A 1205-nucleotide genomic window follows, 5' to 3' on the forward strand; every position below is an offset into this window, starting at 1 on the left:
TCTCTACACAATGTTGCTTCGTTTGCCAATTTTGATGGGAACGCGATTGTCAGTTTTTCTTTCAGTTTGAAAGAGCCGGTGGTGTATTCCACTTGCTGCGGTGCGGGCAGGATGGAATACGGGCGGACTTCGTCTTTACCGTAGGCATTGAAGCCTGACAAAAGACATACTGCTAAAAAACACTTACTTGCTGTTTTCATTTCCATTTTTGTTTTTTATTCTTCACTCAATATCATACGCCCCAATGAGGCAGGAACGTGAAAATCGGGAGTTGCTACTTTAGGATTTACCCAAGTAATCCAGTTTTCAACGATTGTGTCACCTTGTCTGGAAAACTCGGCGCGATATGCCCCCAAATAGATTTGTCCGTTGGAAGCGATGCTGTGAATAAATTCAAGGGGAATGGAACCTTCTACCGTGTAGCCGGTGGAATTTATTTGAGCAGCGGACAGAAAACCGGAAGGCGGCTCCCATTCAAAATGGAGCTGTCTGTAATAACTCGCCCTGTAAGAAAGCGTTCTGCCTTGTGCATCGAGCTCAAAGCAATAGTAATCATTCATCGCTTTGTCTCGCGAAAAAAACAATTCTACACGGTCTTCTTTTTCCACATCCCGTTCATTGGAAAAATTGGGTTCCAACACTATTTCCTTGTCAATGACTTGAAAGATGAAATACAAATTCCGATTGTCTTTTAACATCCGCAGTGAGGTGGGAGGTGAAACGGCCTTATTCCAGGGGTTGCCGAATGAAGTGATTGAATCCGCCTGTGACCAAACAGATTCATCTTGTTTACCATCGAGCGTTACAAGTCCGCTTTCTATTGTCTTCACAGAGTAAGTACAGTTGTTGTCGCAAGAAGTATTGAATACACTTATGACAAAAAAAGGTATGAATAGTGATCGGTTCATAATCTACTTCATTTACTGTTTAATTTCAATTCTGCCGGTTTCAGCCACGGTGCCGTAAACTTCACGGTTATTGCGCCCGGTTCGCCTGTTGCCTCTATGTAAGCCAGCAACTGTCCGCGGAAAACACGCTGTACGTTGTCGCGGTAATTGCCCATGTCCGAATTGTTGCTTGCTTCCAGTCCCAGCAATCGGGCGGGACCGTCGATGGTGCAGGTTACCTCGTCGTCCGAGAGTATCACCGGTACGCCGTTTTCGTCAACCACATTCAGTGTGATTTGCGCCAGTCCCCTGTCAGCC

Annotated in this window: 2 protein-coding genes and 1 pseudogene; all 3 read right to left on the minus strand. The window is 45.5% G+C overall.

Annotated features, from left to right (window positions below):
• Positions 1-200: glycoside hydrolase family 20 zincin-like fold domain-containing protein (locus ASC50_RS06995; RefSeq protein ID WP_226995300.1), on the minus strand; the 200-nt coding region annotated here is incomplete at its 3' end.
• Between the two features lie 15 nt (positions 201-215).
• Complete coding sequence (locus ASC50_RS00785) at positions 216-830, minus strand: carbohydrate-binding family 9-like protein (RefSeq protein ID WP_055432641.1); 615 nt, start codon at positions 828-830, stop codon at positions 216-218.
• An 86-nt stretch (positions 831-916) separates the two neighbouring features.
• Positions 917-1205 (minus strand): annotated as a pseudogene (locus ASC50_RS00790) (glycoside hydrolase family 2); the annotation flags it as partial.

The sequence above is a fragment of the Candidatus Symbiothrix dinenymphae genome (assembly GCF_001431085.1).